This window comes from Taibaiella lutea (genome assembly GCF_008629695.1).
Lineage (GTDB): Bacteria > Bacteroidota > Bacteroidia > Chitinophagales > Chitinophagaceae > Taibaiella > Taibaiella lutea.
Genome location: NZ_VWSH01000002.1, coordinates 866,920 through 890,114, shown reverse-complemented (window position 1 = coordinate 890,114; position 23,195 = coordinate 866,920). Strand labels below are relative to the sequence as shown.

7 protein-coding genes are annotated in these 23,195 nt (G+C 38.0%); 4 read left to right on the top strand and 3 right to left on the bottom strand.

Features of this window, described 5'->3' with window-relative positions; all coding sequences use genetic code 11:
* Window positions 1–232: 232 nt before the first annotated feature.
* From F0919_RS10930 to F0919_RS10920, 3 genes are all read left to right on the top strand, one after another.
* Complete coding sequence (locus F0919_RS10930) at window positions 233–8,923, top strand: GH36-type glycosyl hydrolase domain-containing protein (protein ID WP_150032776.1); 8,691 nt, start codon at window positions 233–235, stop codon at window positions 8,921–8,923.
* Window positions 8,924–9,859: 936 nt separating this feature from the next.
* Entirely contained in the window at window positions 9,860–12,022 is a 2,163-nt protein-coding gene (locus F0919_RS10925) for an Ig-like domain-containing protein (protein WP_190277353.1), read from the top strand.
* 226 nt (window positions 12,023–12,248) lie between these two features.
* The gene (locus tag F0919_RS10920) at window positions 12,249–12,965 is read left to right on the top strand and encodes a LytR/AlgR family response regulator transcription factor (RefSeq protein WP_150032774.1); all 717 of its coding nucleotides are present in this window, start codon (window positions 12,249–12,251) and stop codon (window positions 12,963–12,965) included.
* A gap of 135 nt (window positions 12,966–13,100) precedes the next feature.
* Here the strand turns inward: F0919_RS10920 and F0919_RS10915 are convergent, their stop codons facing one another.
* The 3 genes from F0919_RS10915 to F0919_RS10905 all read right to left on the bottom strand — a co-directional run bounded on the left by F0919_RS10915 (window position 13,101) and on the right by F0919_RS10905 (window position 16,540).
* On the bottom strand, window positions 13,101–13,901 hold the full coding sequence (locus tag F0919_RS10915) for a T9SS type A sorting domain-containing protein (RefSeq protein ID WP_150032773.1): 801 nt from the start codon (window positions 13,899–13,901) through the stop codon (window positions 13,101–13,103).
* Between the two features lie 111 nt (window positions 13,902–14,012).
* Window positions 14,013–14,765, bottom strand: a complete 753-nt coding sequence (locus tag F0919_RS10910; protein ID WP_150032772.1) for a hypothetical protein — start codon at window positions 14,763–14,765, stop codon at window positions 14,013–14,015.
* A 59-nt stretch (window positions 14,766–14,824) separates the two neighbouring features.
* Window positions 14,825–16,540, bottom strand: a complete 1,716-nt coding sequence (locus F0919_RS10905; RefSeq protein WP_150032771.1) for an Ig-like domain-containing protein — start codon at window positions 16,538–16,540, stop codon at window positions 14,825–14,827.
* Window positions 16,541–17,231: 691 nt separating this feature from the next.
* Here F0919_RS10905 and F0919_RS10900 point away from each other — a divergent pair.
* Window positions 17,232–23,183, top strand: coding sequence for a TonB-dependent receptor plug domain-containing protein (locus tag F0919_RS10900; protein ID WP_150032770.1), 5,952 nt, complete (start codon window positions 17,232–17,234; stop codon window positions 23,181–23,183).
* Window positions 23,184–23,195: the final 12 nt, after the last annotated feature.

Sequence of the window (23,195 nt, the reverse complement as noted above, 5' to 3'; positions counted from 1 at the left end):
TTACTTACAAAACAAATCGATCAGAATTAATTTTAAATTCTATTAATAAATAGAATCAAATGTAAGACATAAATGTAAATGTATCGTTATACGAACTGTAATATTATGTTAATTGCCGAAGATTATATTACAATGATTGATGTTTAACCGGTTCTAAAACAAATAGGACAATTATGTGTTATTGAATGAATTAGCATTCACAATCAACACATAAAGCGGTTCTATATACGATATGAGTTATAAGCCAAATGCAGGAACGGTAACGGAAATTCTTTCGGGCTTACGCAAGGGTTTTCAATATTTCTATAAGACAAACGAAGACGGAACGCAGGAACCTTTCAGGGCAGAGTTGTACAGCTCCGGTCAATTAGAACGTCACGGGAAACTGATTGCAGCATCGCATAAGCTCATGCAGCATAAAGTTTCCGATTCACTGATAAAAAGACTGGAAGAGAATGAACGTAAGCTGATAGAAGTAAGAAACATACTTGTTGAAAGCATTCGTACAGGCAAGACCATCACTCCGGCGGCGGAATGGTTATTGGATAATTTTTATCTTATTGAAGAACAGGTCATACTTGCACGCAAACATTTACCTAAAGGATATAGCGAAGGCCTTCCACATCTTTCAAATGGCCATTCTGCAGGAATGCCACGCGTTTATGATATCGTTTTGGAAATCATTGCGCACAGTGACGGACGCGTCGATCTCCGTAACCTCAGCAGTTTTATAGCCGCCTATCAATCTGAAACTATCCTGACACTCGGAGAATTATGGGCTATACCTATCATGCTACGTCTGGCTGTTATTGAAAACCTGAGAAGGGTATGTTCAAAGATAGCCCTTGACATGATCGACAATGATTTGGCGGAGTACTGGGCAGACAAAATGATGGATACCGTTAAGAATGCTCCGGCTGATCTGATTGTTGTAATCGCAGACATGGCACGCTCCAAACCCGAATTGGCCAGTCCTTTTGTTGCCGGCTTTACCAGAAAATTACAAGGTCATGGTCCCGCATTGGCATTGCCTCTCAGCTGGATGGAAGATCAACTGACCGCTTTGGGCCTGAGCAGCAATGACCTCGTTATTCAGGAGAGCCAGAAGCAAGCTGCCGACCAGGTTTCAGTAAGAAATTGTATCGGCACATTAAGATTCATCGGTTCTAATAACTGGTCTGAATTTGTAGAAACGCTCAGCAGTGTAGAACAAACTTTAAGAAAAGATCAGACCGGTATTTATCCTTTAATGGATTTTGCGACAAGAGACAGATACAGGCACGTAGTTGAACATATTGCCAAGCATAGCACTTTAACGGAAACACAGGTAGCAGAAAAAGCATTATATCTTTCATCCATGCAGGCAGATGAAACTTCAAGATGTGCGCATGTAGGCTATTTTCTTGTGGATAAAGGACGCAGGCAAACGGAACTCGCCTGTTCTATGAAGCTTTCCGCATGGAGAAAATTCAAACGTTTCTTTGCAAAGAAACCAATCAGGATTTACCTGATGTCAATCCTGTTTTTCTCTTTGTTCATCACAGGCTGTATGTGGTTTTTAGGATTTCAGAACGGCATTCCGGATATCAGGCTTACCATTATATTAATTCTTCTTTTTCTTTCGGGAGCAGCGCAATTAGCTGTTTCGCTGGTTAACTGGCTAAGCACCATCGTTGTGATGCCACAGCTTTTGCCAAGGATGGATTATTCAAAAAATATCCCGGCTGAATACAGGACACTGATTATTATTCCAACTATGCTGAACAGCATGGATTACATAACGCAATTGGTGGAGGACCTGGAAATACGTTACCTGGCAAATCCCGAGCAACATTTACATTACGGTCTTCTCACAGATTATAATGATGCATTACAGGAAAATATGCCGGAAGATGAAGAGCTACTACTTTTTGCACAAAACCAGATTGAAGCGTTAAATCAGAAATACAACCCTGAAGAACAAGATACTTTTTTCCTTTTTCACAGGCCCCGTAAATGGAATGCAAAAGAAGGCAAATGGATGGGATATGAACGTAAAAGGGGCAAGCTTGCAGCATTGAATGCTTTATTGAGAGGCAGGGGGCAAAATGAATTTATATCAATCATCGGCCAACAGGAAATGTTGGAGCGTATCAAATACGTTATAACACTTGACTCAGATACACAATTTCCACGGGAAGCAGCATGGAAGCTTATTGCAACAATGGCACACCCGTTAAACCATGCGGTATATAGCCCTAAACTTCACCGGGTAACAGAAGGGTATGGAATTATGCAGCCACGTGTTGCTTCTGCTATACCACAAGGACCAAGTTCATTATACCTTCAGATGCAGGGCAATGATATCGGCATTGATCCTTATACAAGAGCTTCTTCTGATGTTTATCAGGATTTATTCAATGAAGGCTCTTTCATTGGTAAAGGTATTTATGATGTTGATATTTTTGAAAAAGCCGTCCACGGAGCTTTTCAGGAGAACAGAATTTTAAGTCATGACTTACTGGAAGGCTGTTATGTACGTTCAGGACTATTAAGCGATGTTCTTTTGTATGAAGAAAATCCTACAGAATATTCCGTCGATATTAAAAGGCACCACAGATGGATAAGAGGCGATTGGCAGATTGGCGCCTGGATGTTGCCGTTTGTAACAAAAGAAAACGGGAAACTTACAACAAATAAGCTTTCTCTTTTGTCACGATGGAAGATAATGGATAATCTGCGCCGCAGTTTATTGCCTGCTTCTTTATTTATATTATTGTTATTGGGCTGGACTGTGTTGCCACATGCATGGTTCTGGACTTTGACTATTACGCTTATACTGACTTTACCTGTTATGGTAGGTGCGGGCTGGCAATTACTGCATAAGCCAAAAGACATAAAGCTGAAAGCGCATCTGTCTGAAGTAACACTTTCAGTAAGGGATATTTTGCTGCGGTTTATATTCGGTATTACGGTGCTTCCTTATGAAGCCTGGATATATATGGATGCAATTATCCGCACTAACTGGCGAATGGCAATAAGCAAACGTAAGTTATTGCAATGGACCCCATCTGCTTTCTCCTCAAGCAGGCATGTCAATATATTCAACGCTTATATCGAAATGTGGTTCATTCCTTTCTCTTCGGTTGCCGGCACTTATTTAATTCTTTGGCTGAATCCTGCTGCTCTCATTGTAGCCGCACCCATATTATTGCTCTGGCTTTTTGCACCTGCCATTATATGGACCATCAGCCTGCCTGAAACAGAGAAAGATCCGGGATTGAATGATGCACAATATTTATTTCTGCATAAAACCGCACGCAAGACATGGGCATATTTTGAAACATTTGTAACCGAAACAGACAATTGGCTACCGCCCGATAATTATCAGGAAGAACCTGTAGAAGTAATTGCGCATCGCACTTCTCCAACTAATATAGGACTTGCTTTGCTTGCCAATCTCAGTGCTTATGACTTTGGTTACATTTCGGGAGAAGCATTCATTACAAGATGTAAGAATACGATGGACTCCATGTCAAAGCTGGAAAGGCATAAAGGACACTTTTATAATTGGTATGATACCTTAACCAGGATGCCCTTATCTCCAAGATATATTTCTACGGTAGATAGTGGAAACCTCATCGGGCATTTGCTTACGTTAAAACAGGGTATTAATGTTATGCCTGAAAAACCGGCATTCTCTAATACTATATTCGACGGGATTAATGTCTGTGCAAGAATTGTAAAAGATTATTTCAAAAAAAATCATAAAGAAATCGTTGATAAGATAATTGCAGCATCAAAACTTAAAGAACCTCTTGTTTCTTTGAGCGCTATTAAAAAACAATTCACCTTATTAATTAACCTCGCAGATGAGTTGGAAAGCGAGAAGGGAGACCAGAATGAAGTAGCACAAGCATGGGCAGGCCGTTTGAAGATGCAAATCAAAAATGCTTATACTGATTTAAAGCAAGTACTTCCCTGGTTGGAAATGTTGCCTCTTCAAGAGAAATTTCCTGACTTATCATCTCTTGATATTATTCCAAACTATGGAGATATCGACTCATTGGTTGCGTTAAGCATGAAGCAGATAGAAGTTTATCAGGCTTATGAAACCAGTCAGGACGATAAAAATAATCTACAGATTCTAAGTGAATTATTGATACAAGCTAAAATTCATGCGAAGGAAACCTGCATTCAAATTTCCAAACTGACGGAGCAATGTGAAAAGTTCTCTACTGTGGATTATGATTTCATATTTGACAAATCCACAAACTTATTAAGGATTGGCTTCAATGTAGATGAACAACGTGGTGATGACAGCTTTTATGACTTGCTGGCATCGGAAGTAAGGCTTGGCATATTTGCCGGCATAGCGCAAGGAAAACTACCGCAGGAAAGCTGGTTTGCATTAGGACGTTTATTGACAAATGTTGGCAATGATTCTATCCTGCTTTCATGGAGTGGCTCCATGTTTGAGTATCTTATGCCGCAATTGGTAATGCCTTCTTACGAAAACACTTTATTAAACAAAACAAATAAAGCAACCGTAAAAAGACAGATGGATTATGCTGCTATCAGAAGTGTACCGTGGGGTATTTCAGAATCAGCCTACAATGCATTTGATACGGCCTTAAATTACCAGTACAGAGCGTTTGGTGTTCCGGGACTTGGGCTGAAAAGAGGACTGGAAGAAGATTTGGTCATTGCACCTTATGCATCTATGATGGCGTTGATGATATCGCCCGAACGTGCATGCTCCAATCTTCAGTTAATGTCACGCGAAGGTTATGAAGGCGCCTATGGCTTTTATGAAGCAATAGACTTCACGCCTTATCGTTTGCCACGCGACAAAAGATTTGAAATTATTAAATCCTTCATGGTGCATCATCAGGGCATGGGATTTTTGTCATTGGCTTATTTGTTGCTTAACAAACCGATGCAGCAACGTTTCACTATGGAGCCAAGATTTCAGGCCACTTTATTATTGTTACAGGAAAAGGTTCCGAGAGCAACTGTTTTCTATGCGCATACAGCAGAGCTTATTCAAAAGAATACAAGCACACCTGCAGTACCCATCCGGAGAATTGCAACACCCAACACACCTGTACCTGAAATACAATTACTGAGCAACGGCCGTTATCAGGTGATGGTAAGTAATTCGGGCGGGGGCTATAGCCGTTGGAAAGATCTGTCGCTTACGCGTTGGCGCGAAGACGGAACGGTGGATGGTTATGGCGTATTCTGTTATATCAAAGATGTGGAAAGAGATGTGTTCTGGTCAAATACCTATCAGCCGACTTTGTCAATGCCTAAAAACTATGAAGCTGTTTTTTCGCAGGGCCATGTTGAATTCATGAGAAATGATTATGGCTTTGTAACGAAAACGGAGATTGTTATATCGCCTGAGGATGATATTGAGATGAGAAGAGTAAGGATTACCAATAAAGGTAATGCCGCAAGAACATTGGAAGTGACAAGTTATGCGGAAGTTGTAATAGCGCCGCAAGCAGCAGATGAATCTCATCAGGCATTCAGCAATTTATTTGTGCAGACAGAAATCAACCCTCAGCATAAATCTATCGTATGTACCCGCCGCCCGCGCTCGGAAGGAGAAACGCCGCCCTGGATGTTTCATTTGATGGACGTACAAGGAGTTACCGTCGAAACTGTTTCTTACGAAACAGACCGCCTGGAATTTATAGGAAGATGTAATACCCTGGCCGATCCAAAAGCAATGCATATAAGTGAGCTTTCCGGAAAAGAAGGCGCAGTATTGGATCCTATTCTTGCAATAAGACATCGATTTACAATTAAGCCTAATCAATCCGCAGTTATAGATATGGTCTATGGAGTCAGCGACAATAAGGAATCCTGCAGAGCCATCATGCATAAGTACAAAGATCAGCATATGAGGAGAAGAGCCTTAGAGCTTTCGTGGACACACAATCAGGTATTGTTACGTCAGTTGAACGCATCTGAAACTGATGTTCAATTATTCAACCGTCTGGCAACTTCTGTCGTATTTGCCAATCCTGCATTACGTACGGATCCTAACATCATCAAAAGTAATTTCAGGGGGCAATCAGGTTTATGGAGCCATTCCGTTTCGGGAGATTTACCTATTATATTGTTGCATATCCACGATCCTGAAAACATAGAGCTGGTAAGGCAAATGATACAGGCACATGCTTACTGGAGATTGAAAGGGCTTGCTGTTGACCTGGTAATATGGAATGAGGATCATGGTTCGTACAGGCAATTATTACAGGACGAAATTACCGGTATGATTAATACTGAAATGGGTATCCATACTTCGTACAGTAAGCCGGGCGCTATTTTCGTTAAATCCACCGATCAGATTTCACACGAAGACCGCATTCTTTTTGAAAGTGTTGCAAGGGTAATTATTTCAGACAATAAAGGAACATTGGCAGAACAGGTAAACCGTGTCAAAACCGAAAAGGCTTTACCTCCTTTATTAGAAAAACAGGCTTTTACTTTCGGGCATCAGGAGCATACATTACCGATACCAACAGATCTTTTGTTTTTTAATGGTAGTGGTGGTTTTGCACCCGATGGCAAATCCTATAAAATCATTACACAGAATAACAGTACCACGCCTGCACCATGGGTAAATGTAATAGCAAATCCCGTTTTCGGAACGGTGATTTCAGAAACGGCATCAGCTTATACCTGGGCTGTAAATGCGCATGAGTACAGGCTTACACCCTGGAACAATGACTCGGTAAGCGATGTAGGTGGTGAAGCATTTTATATCAGAGACGAGGTTACAGGCGTTTTTTGGTCGCCTGCACCATTCCCTATAAAAGGTGCAAGTACTTATATTACTACGCATGGTTTCGGATATAGCACGTTTGAACACAGCGAGCAGGGGCTTGCTTCGGAAATGTCTGTATTTGTAGATAAGGATTTACCTCTAAAATTTATTACACTTAAAATCAGGAATTATTCAGGCAGAGAAAGGAAAATAACACTCACAGGCTTTATGGAAATGATATTGGGAGATGTCCGTTCCAAAACAAATATGCACATCCTTTCCGAATATGATACTGCAACAGGAGGCTTGATATTCCGTAACAGGTATAACAGTGCATTTGCAGAGCAGGTCAGCTTCTTTAGCGCAAATGGCGTTGATGTCAGCTTCACAACTGACAGAGCAGAATTTATAGGCAGGAACGGAACATTAAAAAATCCCAAAGCGCTTTATCAGAAGAAGCTTTCGGGCAGGTTTGGCGCAGGCAAAGATACCTGCGCAGCTTTGCAATCCCGCTTTGATTTAATTAATGGCGAAGAGCGGGAAATTATTTTCGTTTTGGGCAGTGCAGCCGATATTACAATTGCCAAAGATTATATCCAGAAATTCAAAACGACGGAATCTGTTTCACAATCGTTAAACGATGTGAAAGCTCATTGGGATGAAATCATCGGGAGTGTTAAAGTATCAACACCGGATAAAGGTTTGAATACACTTGCCAACGGTTGGCTTTTATACCAGACTATTGCATGTAGAATTTACGCAAGAAGCGGTTTTTATCAATCGGGCGGCGCTTTCGGTTTCAGAGATCAGCTACAGGATGTACTGGCTATTTTACATACAGCACCGTCGATAGCCAAAGAACAGATATTACTCAGCGCTTCGCGTCAGTTTGAAGAAGGCGACGTACAACATTGGTGGCATCCGCCTGAAGGCAGGGGTGTACGCACCAGATGTTCTGATGATTTATTGTGGTTGCCATTTGTTACAGCCAGATATATTAAAGCTACGGGAGATAAGGAAATCCTGAATTCGATGGCCGGTTTCCTTGAAAGCCGAAAATTGCATCCAGGCGAGGATTCTTTATATGATTTGCCGAAAATAAGCAGCCAGCAGGATACTATCTATAACCATTGCGTGAGAAGCATTAAACATAGTCTTCAGTTTGGTGAACATGGGTTACCGCTTATCGGTTCAGGCGACTGGAATGACGGAATGGATCAGGTAGGCCATCATGGCAAAGGCGAAAGTGTATGGCTTGCATTTTTCTTTTACGATGTCCTGACACATTTTGAAGAAATTGCTACGGGCTTTGGGGATGTTGAATTTGCCGCTACCTGCAAGCAGCAGGCGAAAACCTTACAATCCAATATAGAAGCAAATGCATGGGACGGAGAATGGTATTTAAGGGCATGGTTTGATAATGGAACGGCATTAGGTACGAGTAAAAATGATGAGTGCCGTATAGATGCAATTGCCCAAAGCTGGTCTGTGATCTCTGAGGCAGGAGAAGAAACAAGAAAAGAGAAAGCAATGGCATCATTGGATAAATATCTTGTTGACAGAGACCTGAAACTGATAAAATTACTGGAACCTGCATTTGATAAATCCGCTCTTAATCCGGGCTATATAAAAGGGTATGTTCCCGGGGTACGTGAAAATGGCGGGCAATACAGCCATGCTGCAATCTGGGCGTTAATGGCATTTGCAAAATCAGGAGATTGTAATAAAACTTACGATCTCTTTAATATGATCCAACCGATAAACCATAGTCTCGATGCTGCGGCAAAAGATATATACAAAGTAGAACCTTATGTAATGGCTGCGGATGTGTATGCCAATGAATCGCACAAAGGAAGAGGCGGCTGGACATGGTATACAGGCTCTGCAGGCTGGATGTATCAGTTTATACTAAATTCCTTACTGGGGCTTGAGCGAGAAGCAGATGAATTGAAGTTCAATCCGTGTTTCCCGGATGAATGGCCATCAGTAGAAATTCAATACAGATATGGCAATGCCCATTATTTTATAACTATTATAAATAATAAAAATCAAGCAGTTTCCCAATGGGAAATGGATAATGAAAAAGGAACAGGAGAAAGTATAAGACTGAAAGATGATGGAAAGGAACATCGCGTAACGATGCAAATCAGAAGAAAAAAATAAAAATAAATTAGCGATGGGTTGAAAAACACATCGCTATTAAATCTCACACGTTCAGGATTGATTCAATTTATTTTGAAGAAACAAAAAGAGCTTTTCAAATGAAAAGCTCTTTTTGTTTGTCTGTTTTAGTCGTTTTTGTGCTCAATTGACTTATATCCACTAAGCTAAACTATCATGCGGTATAAATCAGCTCTACCCTTCCGAAGAGCAAATATTGGCTACCTGCTTATTACATTATATAATAACTGAGCCATCCTCCGGCAATTCTATTTCAAACAGCGTAGACCATTTGGGTAATATTTTCACTTAATAAGTGATAAACCATTATTTTATTATTCCTAAATATCAATTTATTAAACATTATTAGTAAATATACTATCGTTAAAAACATTGATAAATATTGCTAAAGGTTTAGAGAAGCGTAAATTTAAAAGTATTTATTTTATATAATAAAATAATAATAAAATAAAATATTGTTAAATACTTTTAAATTAAAATTAGTGTCGAGATATATGTTGATATGTCGTTCATGGACATATAATTGTTGCTTAAAGACAAAAACATGTTCGTTATAAATCAAATTGAAATGAATCATCTAATTTTATAAAATAAATTAAATTAATTTACAATTTAACATCATTCTAATTATTATTTATCAAATAAAGTCATTTAAACAAATCGAAAAGTCAGCTATATAAAATTTAACAAACTGCGTTGCATTAATTTTTCCTATAACTCATCTCTAACCTTTAATCGGATATCAAAAAATATGGAGTATGAGCTTTTCGATTACAGAATCATTCGTGTTTCGGTGCTGATAGAATAAAAATCTCAACTATTTAAATTAAACGGATTCATGCTGAAAACATGATATCGGAATTAATTTTATTTAAAATATTAAAAATTTATCTAATATATAACCAAACAACAAAAATTATGAAACCAAAATTTTATTTAAAGAAAGCTGTAAGTTCTGCTTCACTTTTGGCAGCGCTTTTGTCAGCAAACATTGCTTTTAGCCAAACACCAACCGTCAGGTCTTACGCAACCAGACAAGGAAACACTTTAACCGGTATAGATATACTTGGTTCAACATCAACACTTGATAATGCGATTGACAACGATCCATTTACCTCTTCCAATCTCACCATCGGGATTGGCGTGGCTGCTACCAGGACTCAGATACTTGATTTCAACCCGAATCCTGCGGCTACCACGAGTTATGCCACAGCAATTGCGGCTAATACTCCGATAACGGTAAAATTCAGTTTACCGGCAGGTCTGGTATCAGCATTAGGTAATCTTGAGATTCAGGCAGTTACAGATCTTCATAAGAATGGTTTAGGTGCCTGGGTATATACCAGTGTCGGCCCAACCTATTCCGGAAGTTCTCTTGTAGGTTTGCTCTCAGGCGCAGGCTCTCAGGAATTTACCATTACACCATCAAGCGCTTATCAGGGAATAAGGGTTTCTATAACTGGCCTGGCTTCCGTTGCCGCAGGTATTGATATTTATGATGCTTACATTAAAACAACGGCTCCCGGTTCGATAGTTTGCAGTAGTCCTATTGATCTTCTTAACGGTGTCAGGGCAGGTACCGTTGTTGGTGGAATTGCCAATGCTACCGGTGGTGTAGTTAACCCAAGAAACGCCATTGACAATTCTATGGCTACTTATACGACTCTGAATACAGGCGCTCAGGTATTAAGCCAGGTGTATCATACAACAATGTTTAATACTCCTTCTAAAATTGGCGACACGGTTAAATTAGTTGTACAGGATGCAAGTTCTGCTCTATTAAATTTAAGTGCCCTTGCCGGGTTAACGCTTAATTTCTATAACGGAAGTAATGGCGCGCCTGTACAAACTATTACAAATAATCCTTCTTTACTCACTTTAAATTTACTGAACGCTTCAAACAATATGATGAGTTTGGTTGCAGTACCAACAGCGGTATTCGACAGAGTAGAGCTGCAGTTAGGTGGTGTAGCGGGTGCCTTCCAAAGCATAAGGGTCTATGAAGTGACGCGTCTTAATGCCGGTGTTGCTCTAACAAATTCACAGAAAGATATTTACACTTATGCCGGTAACAGCTTCACTTTGAGTGCGTCTGCAATCGGAACAGGAGATGTAATAAGTTATTATGATGCCTTAACAGGCGGCAATCTGATTGCGAGTACAACCATCAATACCACAGTAGCGCAAGGAGGTACGGTGCTGAACTATTTTGCCGGCACTACAAGAAATGGATGCTCGGAAAGTTCCGGCCGCAAACAAATCACTGCACATATTGTAGCTTTCACCAATGGCACACCAGGTAATGGAAATGTCGGTGTGATATATAACGGTTCTGTAGCAATTACTCCGCAATCGCCTAACGTACTTCCATTGACTCCGGTGTACAATTATACTACATCATCTACTTTGCCCCCTGGTGTAACACTGAATGCAACTACAGGTATGCTTTCAGGTATGCCCACTTTTTCCGGCAGCTTTCCGTTAACGGTTACGGTAAACGATGTGGCAAATAATGTTCCGGTAGGCACATTTAATTATACAGTGGTTATCAATAATACTCCTCTGGATGTCAATCTTGTTTCTTTCGACGGAAAGGCAGACAATGACAATATAATATTGAGCTGGATAGCTGTTAATAACACGGGAAATAAAGGCTTTGAAATCGAGAGAAGTGCCGATGGCAAGGTTTATAACAAGATCGGATATGTAAATGGCAATGAAAAGGGAACTTATGAATTTATTGATGAAAGTCCGTTAGAAGACTTAAACCAATATCGCCTTAAAATTTTAGACAACGAAGGAAGCTATACATACAGCAATACAATCTCCGTAAAGGCAACTATTTTCAGCGATATTCAAATGTACCCTAACCCGATGGAAGGCAACGTACTTTATGTTAAAGGCAGCCACATCAAACACATATCGGTAAGCAATTCTGTAGGTCAGAACATAAATGTTCCGGTTGAATACAGTAATTCCGTTCAACAATTATCGACTCAATCATTATCAAAGGGTATTTATTATCTACACGTAGTCAAGTCTGATAACGTAATAACTGTTTACAAATTTGCAATCAAATAATCAGATATTACTTCAACATAAAGAGACTAATAGAAATAATTTGGTCTCTTTATGCTTGTATCGATGACATTTCTCATCATTATTGACTTATCAAGCATTTTAACATTAAGTTATGGCTTGGTAGTAACTAAAATTCATGATTATTACATTTTCATGTCGTGCATTTCTTTATAGAAATCAATATTAAACTGTATCTGACATTACAGAGGCTTAAAGCTCTTTACCAATGAGAATATTAATAATAGATCCGATTATCAAAAATGCGCTTATTCTTCACCAACAACTTCTTAACAGCGATTATGAAACGGTAGACGTTGTAACAGACCCGACTAAAGGTATACAAAGCATAGTACGAAAAGCACCGGATCTGGTAATCATCGGAGTCGGTTCCAATGATTTTACAGATATTATAGAAATACTGGATTATATACAAAATAAGAAACCGGCATTGTTATCCATTTTAATTCTCGATAAGCTTCCCGAAAGTGCTACCAAAAAACTGGAATTGTATAACCCGATTGCTTATCTGATTAAACCCTACACATTAAAGACACTTTTTTCAATTATAGAATCGGCTATGAAAATACCTAATCCTGAATTCCAAGACGATTTATTTTTAAAAACAGGTACTAAGTACGAACGCTTAAATCTGCAACAGCTTCTGTATGCAAAAGCGAACGGAAAGTACACAGAACTGCATTTTGCATTTGGCAAAAGACTGATGCGTATATCTTTAACAAATTTTATAAAGGAGAAAATCAACATCGATTTACTTAGAACACATAAAAGCTATGCAGTCAATACAACTGCTATTTCTTCTTATAAATCCGATGAAATAGAGGTAGGAGAAGCCAGAATTCCCATAGGCAGGTTTTTTAAAGAAAATGTACTGTATTTTCTGAAAAAGAATACGTTACTGTTAAGCATCAATCAAAAAGTGTAACTCTTCAATAGTTATTTTTAAAAACACAAAAAATCCGCAGGTTAACCACTCCTGCGGATTTGCTTTTAAGGACAATGTGCCCAGTCATCCTTTGTCTTAAAAGCTGCAACCGTGCAACTGTTGCAAATTGAAAGACTATTTGTCTTTCTGCACTTTGAGAGTACACCCTTTCCCATTACGTTCTAATATTTCGAAGAAGTAAATTCCCTGAGCATATTCGCTCATGTTAAATTTCATATTACTCTGGTCTATACCCAGAGCCGCCAATCTTTTCCCTGAGGCATCATAAACGTTGATGCCATGTATTTTTTGAGGATCTACAAGAATATTCAGCACATCTTTTACCGGATTAGGATACAATAAGGCACAATGTAAATCTACCTCAATGTCAACTCTGGCCTCATTAGTAGTTCTTCCTTCCATATCTGTAATCCGATAAGTAAAATAATCAGGCAACAGCCTGCTATTGGAAGCCTTATATATAATCATGCCATTAGCAATGGACATAATAGATCCTACTACAGGTGGCCTTGTAATTGTTATGGTACTTAAATTAAAAGCAAAACAGGCCATATTATCGTTATTGAGTACATTTAACGCTTCTGTCCTGCCAAGAGTCAAATTATAATGATCGTCTATGGCACTGGGATAAGAAATTTCAACTCTTATAAAATCCGATTGAGTGAAACATTTCCCCTGTTCGCTAAATGCCATTAAATAAAACATCCCGCCTTGTGTAAATTTCAATGTATCATTATTGGCTCCCGGAACAGGATGCCCGTTATAATACCATTGCATGCTGTCTGCATCAGAAACTTCCGCCGACATAATAGCTGTATCACCCTGGCACATAGAAATCTCCTTTATAGACTGAGCATCACAAAACCCGGTAAAGCTTATAGCAAATAACAATAAAGAGACAAATCTGAGCATCATAGGTTATCAATTAGATTCCGGAAAGAAAAATCACTTTCCGGAATCGATTTTATGTGAATCAACAGAAAATCACATATAGACATTTACTTAAAAACTAACTCTTACCATTCATTATTGGAAAGTAGTAGTAACGTTGGTATTGCTTACTGTAGGAGCGGTTGAGATAGTTACGTTTGCGTTTGCACTATGCGTACAACCATCTATTGCCGGGCTCACACCTACAATTGTTTCTGCATAAGAAACTGCCGCAGAATAAGTATAAGGAGTAGGGCTTGCAGCAGGTAAATTCGCCGCATTTACAGTATAGGTATTATTTGCAATACCGGTAGTAGTTGTATTTGCAGCAATACCATTACCTGTCCAGGTATATTTCAATGTACCATAGTTACCCAACAGGACCGGAGCAGTACCGGCAGCAGTTGCAGTGGTTGGCGAAGTAAGAATAAGGTTCTGTTGTCCGCTGGTACAAATAGTTGTATAGTTGGTTGTAAGCGTATTTGATAACGCAGGATATACCAGTACTACTTTATAAAACGTATCGGAAGGACAGGCAGAGATACCGGCACCACTTTCAGAAACCACAAGCTTATAGATAAACTGCTTTGGTGCGTTGGTAGTATTGGAAAGCGTGGCGCCCGCAATGGTTATCTGTTGTGTGCTTGCAAGCGCGGCATTACTGTTTTGTGCATCAAACCATGCATAGGAATACGTGGTTCCGTTAGGGGCATCCGGCCCTTTTGGTAAAGTCGTTTGACCCGAACAAACTTTGGATGTATCTGAATTCTGCGCGTTTGCAGTAGTGGCTGTTGCTATTCCCAGAGCAATTACAGCCAGCATCATTTTAATAGATTGATTCTTTTTCATAAAATCGTTTTTGTTTTTGTTGTTGTTTATTAATTGGTTTAGTTAAATTGGTTAAAGCATTATTGATAGTTAGTTACAATCGGTGATGTAATTACTGGAGGACTTTTAACTGTAACAGACATGGCAATTCCGCTGCTGCTGCAGTTATTGGCATTTTTGACTTTAAGTGTGCCATTCTTAACTCCTATACTTATGCCGACAGGTATATTTATCAATATGGAATTAGCAGAGGTTGAAGGAAGCGTATTGTCCACTACATTGGTTAAACCGGAAGCCGACCATGTAATGCTGTATTTGATAGGGCTGTTTGTTGTAGCTGTATAAGGCAAAACAGCATTGGTACCCAGAATACATACTACCGGATTAACACCCAATGTAATAGTTGGAAGTGGCCTTACAAATACACGAACGGGAACTTTTTCAGAGCCCAATAAACAACCTGTCTTAAATTTCGCAACCCAGAACAAGGTATCGTGTGTAATGGTACCTGAAGGCGAAAATGTGTTGCCTGTATAAAGCGCAGATTGATCTGATACAGCACCTGTAGCGAACCACCTTAATTCGTATCCTGCAGGAGGGGCATCCGCCGCGATGGAGGCACTCGTTCCATTGCAGGCATAAGTGGTATCATCTAATGGTAAAGTAAAGGAAGGCTTTTTACCCGTTCGCTCTACTTCGTATACATTCAGGCTTGTAGCAAGCCCCACTAAAGAGCCCATTGTTATTTCCACCCGGTTAAAGCTTGCTCCCGGATCAAAAGAGATAGTTGCCGGAGAACCCGCCTGCAATAAATTCAACAAATCAGTTCCTTGCAATAAAGCGCTGAATGTAACAGAGCCAACAGAACTGTTTCCATTATAGGCAATGATGCTGATGGACCCTAACAAGCCGGCAGCCAGCGAACTCGAAGGAAGAGACAATGTAACAGTTACAGCGTCTCCGGTATTTGACAAACTTCCGTAATAAACATTTTCGTGCAACGTAGCACCAACACCTACACCTACGCTAAATGCGGCGAAAGTTGACATATTATTATCAATGGCATTGTATGGATTATTGACAATACCATTTAAACTCAGTAATCCGGTAACACTGGTAGTTGTATATATCGGAGGACTACACGTTGGATCATACACACTGGCATAGAAAAGGCTGACAGTTGTATTGGCAGCATTTCCGCCAAACAAACCACCTGCAGCATCAGAAGTAACTGTAATTCTTACAGATGTACAAGCGCCTGTGGGGGTAAAAACATATTCATCTGTTGACCTGACTGTCAAAGTTGAAACAGCAACCGCCGCACCTACTAATGACGCTCCGTTATAAGCCTGAACAGAAACCTGTGATAAAGGCGTCAAATTAGAATTTGAAGTAGCCTGTAATTTCAATATTACAGGATTAGCAGATGATGGCGTAGTTGCTCCGTTAAAATTCAGGTTTACATAAGCAGTGGAACTTCCGCCATTTCCAGGCGCTACACCGCTTCCGGGCTTGCCGCTGGTGGCTGAAAGTGTTGCATAGTTAGTATAAATATTATCGTTCAGGTTATCGGTATTGCTTATGGTATAAATACCGACGGCACCTGCCGACCCACCTATGCCGGCCGAACCGCCGGCACCGGCGCTGCCACCGGTATTAGCAGGGTAAGGCCCGACATATTGGGCATATATAATTGAATATTGGCCATAAACATCCGAACAACCAAATCCACAAATGCATACACTCCACAATAATAATTGCGGAAGTAAACGTTGTATGACATTTTTTGGACTCATTGAATAATAGATTAGCATACCACTATGCATTTAATAGTGGTTTACGAGATAGCTCGAAGCAGAATATATTGAAAAGGATTTTTTAAATAGATAAATATTTTAAAATATAAATTTATCTATTTTGTATTTTATTGAATAAATTTATAAACTTAGATTATTTTGTAAAAATAGGTTAAAGAATATACTAATTACGAAACCTATAACGATTATGTCCACGAACGACAGAAAGATGTCTTTAAGTTACATCATTGAATAAATCGGTAATTACCTGCATGGGTTTTCATGCAGTTTGTACTTGACATTGCTTCAAAATGGCCGTAAGGAGGGGAAAATGCGGCATCAAAAAGAAATAAAGATTCAACAGCTATTATTATTTACAATTTTTAACATGTGATAATATCTATAACTCAAGCAGATTTTAAATCGGGCTCGAATACTATCCTGAAAAGAGGAACTCATGTTAAATAAAGTTTGTGAGTTATCTTATATTGATGGTTGTACCCAATAAGATAATTGTGGAAGGTAGATAATAGCAACAATTTTAAAAAATTCAACCTTTTTATTGATACTTCTGACAATAATATCGTCAATATAAACAAAGGCGAATATCAGCAATTTATAAATGCATTTTGATTAAGCCTTGTTTACAACCTTATCTCTTATTTTGTCATCTTTTATGAAATAAGCCCTTATGAAAACAGCTGTCTCTTCTATTCTGTTATTGTTCTTTTTCTTCAGCCAATCATCTTATGCACAGTTTAAACCATCATTGAATGACGGATTTGATGATAGTTATTTTTACAAGATTAATAATAAGCAGGCGTTGGATGTATTAATGAATCATTTAAAACCAACAGATACTACTGTTTTCAATCATCTGGTATATGTTCAGGAAAAATATTCTGACAGCTTACCATTGACAACGGGCAATTATCTTAAAATAAATTTTCGCGGGAATAAGGTTGCGTATGAATATTACCCTGTTACACCCTGGCGTGTATATATTTTGGATAATAAGGAAGACTTGATTGTACAATTTTTGGATTTGAAAACGAAATTGCCCGTAAAGTTGGGTAAAGTAGCTATAGGAAAGAAAGCAATGAATTGGGATGAAAATATTAAGGCATATATTTTGAAACATAATAAAAGAACCGGCATTCTATCTGTTTATCAGGAAGAAACTTTTTATTTTTCTGTTTCAAAGGAAAACTCCTATAATGATTATAATTATCCCAAAGTTTCACTTGATATTAACCGGATACTTTACAAAAGTCCATTAAAATATATCGGAAGACCATTACGCTTTTATTCAAATGGATTCTTAGATGGGATTTACTCTGTTGCCAATGGACATCAATTCGGAACAATCGCAGATGCTGTAAATTATACTAATAAGATTTGGCACCGTTTTTCTCCCTCACAAAAATATAACGAAAGTAACTACTATCACTCGCATTATTTTTATTTCAGCAAACCTATTTATCGTCCACATGACACTATTAAGTTTAAAGCCTATATTTTAAACAACAAGGAAGAAACTTGGTATGAAAAACCATTAATGGTGTTTTTAGAGAAAACTTACCATAAAGAAATTTATCTTGGAAATGTTACCTCCAATGGCAAAGGAGCGGGTTACAGCTATCAATTTACAATAGCCGACAGTATGGACATTGATTTGGATAAATCCTATTATCTGAGATTGAAAGATAGCGACTCTAATACAATTGCGAGTGATTATTTCAAATATGAAGATTATGAACTTAAAAAAGCCGTTTTTGAAGTCAACCTTAAAGATGGTCATGAACAATATAGAAATAAACCTTTTGGCGTTGATTTCATAGCAAAAGATGAGAATGGCTTACCTATGCCTGATACACGCGCTTCTATCTTTATTCTTACTAAAGAAATAACGAATGTTAAACCCGATCAGTTATTTGTGCCCGATACTTTATGGACTTATACAGCCAATATTACGAAAGGCAATGAAACAATTATTATCCCTGATTCCATTTTCCCGATTGCTAATGTAGAATATAAACTGAAAGCCATTTTACAGAATAGCGAAAATGAGTATGAGGAATTAAACAGAGATATTGAGTATCGTTTAAAACCTGAAAATCTAAAAATTGAATTGTTGAAAAATAATTTGTTGATTACCCAACAGGCAAAAGGCGAAGAAAAAATCAGGGTATATGGAGAGGATTATTTTGATATTATTGTTTTCGATACATTGGTAACTGCACCATTTTCATTACCCGTAAATAACCAAATAACAACCTATTACGCTGAAACAAATGAGGACGATGCTGAATTAGAAATGAATGAAACGGAATCCGGTGTTTTTATTGACTATAATGTATATAAAGATTCTATCGTTTTAAATTTAGTCAACCCGAAAAATCTTCCCATTGTCTATCATATATACAAAGGTAATTCAGCTATAAAACAAGGTACAGAAAAGGACTTTCCATTCGTGATTAATTCAGACGAAAAAAGCCTGTATTATACACTGGCCGAATATATATGGGCCGGCAAAACCAAATCTGAAACCAACTCTATTTATTATCCTAAAAATCAAATAAGATTAAATGTAGAACAACCTTCCAATATAACGCCTGGAAAAGAAACGGTAATAAATATCACAGGAACGGACATCGAAGGCGCCCCAATAAAGGACTTGAATTTATTGGCCTATAGCTTTACCAACAAGCTTCAAGAAGACAGAACTCCTCGTTTGCCCAATTTAGGTTATCGTTTTAAATCAAGAACAGCAAATAATTCTTTTGAATTGGATGATAGCTATGAAACAAAAAACACATCCTTGAATTTCAATTTCTGGAATACTAAAATGTTACTTGATACCAATTGGTCATATCGCTTTCGTTATCCTTCCAAAGATTCCATCGAATACACGACAATCGCTATGAAAGACAGCATTACACAAATAGCACCATTTGTCATGAAAAATGGTGCTATGCAAGCCGTTCAATATGTTTACATAGACAATATTCCGGTTTATTTTGGCTTTACAGATAAAAAATTACCGTACAGTTTTGAGGTAGACAGCAATGTTCATGAAATAAAGATCAGGACAAATCAGGAATTAATTACCATAAAAGACATCAAATTTCAACCTTATGTAAAGACAATTTTCAGCATTGACCAAGGGCAGCTTAACAATAGTTTATTTAGAACCCAACAAATGCCCGATAGCTTTACCAGGGTTGAAAAAGACATGCTTTATCGTTGCATTATGAGTTTGAATATGAATAGTGCCGATTTAAAGTATGCTTACCTGGAACGTGCTGAAGATGAAGGAGAATGCTTGAATGTAAGCAATAATAATAACTATCGTAACCAGCCACAGTATTTCATAATTGGCCCTGTATATTGGCGTTATTGGAATTTCAGAACTTATGAAGGAACATACATTCCATTTGAATATGAACCTTACTACACTTATAGTTTCGGTAATAATCTGATAAAGATGAAAAGTAACAAACTTGAACATCTACCAAGAATGCTTTTTACGAACTATGCTCCTGATATTAATGATGTATTCCCAACCAAAAAGAGAACCCTTGATTTTTATGATCAGCAAATTTTTGAAGGTCGCAGCAGCGAACGCTTTGATTCTCTAAATAAACAATATACGGGTTCAGGAAATTTAGTTATTGATCAGAACAAAAAATATGGAGAGGCTTATCCTGCCAATATTATTCTGGGCAAACCTGATGACTTTAATTTTATCAGAATATATCCTGGTAATGCAATGGAATTTAATAACATACCTGCCGGAAAATACCAGTTATTGCTCATTGACAAATATAATTATTACAGAAAGACAGACATTATAGAAGTGAAAGAAAATGGAACAACATTTTACAGAATTAAACAGACAGATACTATAAAAGACCGAAGTATAATCCGTATTAATCAACTATTAAATCAATTTTTTCTTTCGCCGGAAGATAAAAGACCTATCAATTTGAATTTATTGATGAGCGAATATGTAAACGCTACTTATCAGGGTGCTTCGGATATTTATTCAGGAGTAGTTTTAGATAATGATAAAGAAGGTATTCCGGGGGCAAGTATAAAAATTGCAGGAACTAATATTGGCACTATGACAGATGTTGATGGGAAATTTGAAATCAGAATTCCGGCAGGAACAAACCCATCTTTAGAGATTTCATCTATGGGCTCTGAAACGACAACTGTTATGGCAACAAAGAATATGAAAATCACATTAGAAAGAGGTGCAAATGTTCTTGCAGAAGTTGTCATTGCAACACCTTACGGGCCGCCAATCTCTAAAGGAAAATATGTTGGTGCTGCCGATGTTATTACGGGTTCACTTTCATATACGGATATTACCAAAGCCCTTGAAGGCGCGGCTCCCGGCGTTCAGGTTACGGATGGCGGAGGCCAGCCAGGCTCCGGCTCCAATCTTCGGATTCGGGGTTTTGGCCCACTATCTTCTAATTCAAGTCCATTGATTGTTATTGATGGTGCTATTTTCAATGGGGACATAAAAAGCATAGATCCGTCAATTATAGGTTCAATAAACATTTTAAAAGATGCGACTTCTACAAGTCTGTATGGCTCAAGAGGGGTAAATGGTGTTATTGTCCTTACCACAAAAAACGGAGCTGTTCTTCCTGAAAGCATAAGATTAGGCTTACAGGAAATACCTCCGCCAATGGCTGAAGATATGATGGTAAGCAGCCTGCGGAATAATTTCAAAGATGATGCTTACTGGCAGCCCGATTTGGTTACAGACGAAAATGGTAAAGCTACTTTCAAAGTTAAATTTCCTGATGATATTACTAATTGGAAAACATTTGTTATAGCTACAGATGACAAAAAACATACGGGTTATGTTATAGGAAATATCAAATCTTATAAACCTGTAGCAGCTTCTTTATACCTGCCTCATTTCTTATTGGATGGAGATTCTGCTTTACTGATCGGCAAATCGGTAAATTATATTCCTGATACTATTCCTGCAACAACTACATTTTTTCAGAATGATGTTCTCCAAAAAGAAAACAAGATTCATTTAGGCCCTTTCTATAACGACACTTTATTGGTGACAAATAAGGGTGCAGATTCTATAAAGCTGAAATATTTACTGACCAAGGAAGACGGTTATTTTGACGGTGAAGAAAAAACAATCCCTTTGCAACGCGTTGGCATAAAAATTGCGGAAGGCGGCTTTGTTTCATTAGATAAGAAAGATACAAGTTTCACTATTTATCCCACAGCCAAGGGAGATACATTGCATCTATCAGCCACAGCTTCATTAATAGATGTTTTGCTCGATGAAATAGATGTGGTGCGCAATTATGGATATATGTGCAATGAACAAAAGGCCTCTAAAATACTGGCATTCCTTGCCAAGCAGAAAATATATGCATCATTGCAAAAAACCTTTGGAGACAAGGACAGAAGATATGTACAAGGTCTTATTGACAAAATAATCAAAAGTCAGAATAATGCGCATCAATGGGGTTGGTGGGATGAAGGTCCAACTATTCCCTGGATTTCAAACCATGTTTTGAAAACATTGCTACAAGCTAAAGCAATGGGCTATAATGTAAATATTGACACAAAAGTGATTACAGACAATTATATATTCAATCTTGAAAGAGATACTACATACGTCGACATTTCTACGCTTCAAATGCTTGCTGAATGTGGCGTTTCAGTGAATTATGAAAAATACATCAGTCGTCTGGAACGCAACAAAGATTTAAGCCTGAATACTTTATTTGAATTAATCTTGTTACGCCAGAAATTGCATTTGCATTATAAATTGGATAAGCTAATTGCCATGAAGGAAACGGATATTTTTGGAAATGTTTACTGGAAAGATACAAGCCGGTATGTTTATAGCAATGAAGTGCTTACAACTTTGAATGCTTTTAAAATTATTCAGAACGATACAAGTACAGGCATCCCCTCTTCTAAAATTATTAATTGGCTGATACAACAAAGAACCGTTTCCGGTTGGCGCAATACTTACGAAAGCTCTAATATCATTGAAGTATTAGCAACAAGTATTCCATTAGGAAATAAAGATGCATTAAAGCCGGTATTGATGTTTAACGGATGTATTGATGAGAAAATAGAAAAGTTTCCTTACAAAAAAGGAATACTGCTTGGAAGCGCTTTGCAGATTCAGAAATCAGGCTATGCGCCTGTTTATTTCTCCTGGTATTATAACAAATGGGATACCTCTAATACTAATAGCGGTAATAATTTCAGGTTGCAATCAGATTTTGAAAGCAATGGTAAAAACATTTCTACATTACCTGCAGGCGTTCCTGTTACAATGAAAGTCAAGGTTAAAGTTGAAAAATCAGCAGAATTTGTAATGATTGAAATTCCGATTCCTGCCGGTTGTTCTTATCAAAGCAAAGAACAATTTTATTCCAACTATGAAATACACCGTGAATATTTTGAAGATAAAGTATCCATCTTCTGTGAGAAACTACCAAAGGGAGATTATGAATATACTGTTGAATTATTACCGAGATTTCAAGGCAGCTATACTTTAAATCCCGCTAAAGCGGAACTGATGTATTTCCCTGTGTTTTACGGAAGAGAAAAAATTAAGCGGGTTGCAATAAGGGAATGAACTGAAAGATAA

Bases quoted from the DNA above. Each gene is read 5' to 3' on its own strand.
- F0919_RS10930 (WP_150032776.1), top strand. From the start codon at position 233: ATGAGTTATAAGCCAAATGCAGGAACGGTAACGGAAATTCTTTCGGGC.
- F0919_RS10925 (WP_190277353.1), top strand. From the start codon at position 9,860: ATGAAACCAAAATTTTATTTAAAGAAAGCTGTAAGTTCTGCTTCACTT.
- F0919_RS10920 (WP_150032774.1), top strand. From the start codon at position 12,249: ATGAGAATATTAATAATAGATCCGATTATCAAAAATGCGCTTATTCTT.
- F0919_RS10915 (WP_150032773.1), bottom strand. From the start codon at position 13,901: ATGATGCTCAGATTTGTCTCTTTATTGTTATTTGCTATAAGCTTTACC.
- F0919_RS10910 (WP_150032772.1), bottom strand. From the start codon at position 14,765: ATGAAAAAGAATCAATCTATTAAAATGATGCTGGCTGTAATTGCTCTG.
- F0919_RS10905 (WP_150032771.1), bottom strand. From the start codon at position 16,540: ATGAGTCCAAAAAATGTCATACAACGTTTACTTCCGCAATTATTATTG.
- F0919_RS10900 (WP_150032770.1), top strand. From the start codon at position 17,232: ATGAAAACAGCTGTCTCTTCTATTCTGTTATTGTTCTTTTTCTTCAGC.